This window comes from Komagataeibacter kakiaceti JCM 25156 (genome assembly GCF_000613305.1).
Map to the genome: position 1 here is coordinate 1 of NZ_BAIO01000853.1, position 651 is coordinate 651.

At 55.9% G+C, this 651-nt stretch carries 1 protein-coding gene and 1 pseudogene; both read right to left on the bottom strand.

Going from position 1 to position 651, the window contains the following annotated elements:
- Positions 1-309: ferritin-like domain-containing protein (locus JCM25156_RS26560; protein ID WP_034961623.1), on the bottom strand; the 309-nt coding region annotated here is incomplete at its 3' end.
- A 187-nt stretch (positions 310-496) separates the two neighbouring features.
- Positions 497-651 (bottom strand): annotated as a pseudogene (locus tag JCM25156_RS31855) (glutamate--cysteine ligase); the annotation flags it as partial.

Consider the following 651-nt stretch of genomic DNA (forward strand, 5'->3'; position numbering starts at 1 on the left):
GGCGTGGCGGCGCACGGCCTCGATCCCGAGCGCCTGCACCTGCCACGCGGGCTTGCGCACGATGAAATCGGCAATGTCCTGCCGCCGGATCAGCGGGATATGGGGACCGAAACGCCGGACATACAGGTCAATGAGACTACGGCGATGCGCGTTTTCCTCTACCGTCATATCGGTGAATATCCGGGAGGTATCAGGGTAATTTTCCCTGATGGCATAGGCGAAATCCGCATAGATGCGCCCATCCTCCTCCTCGCTGGAGATTGCGAGCGCGAGGATTTCCTGATCTGACAGGGACGAAAATTTACGCATATTCCGGTTTATGCATAAATTCCCGCGCCATCTCAATAATATTATTATGGGCGCAACTGATTCCTGACCGTGAAAGCCAAGTAAATATATCGAAAATGATTATGCTTCGCGATCACATCAACCATTGGCGCGGAACAGGACCGGTCTTTTTCTTACCTTCTCTCCCACACTACTTGAAGCAGCAGGATCACACAGCCGCTTCGGTGAAGATATGGGTCACATCGCCCTTCCAGCGGCCATGATAGGCGGCAAGCCAGCTTTCGGCCTGGGTGGGGCCACCCGCCGCGATTTCATGCAGCGGGGCCAGATGACACGTCGTCGTCCCGCCCCTGCGCATCACGT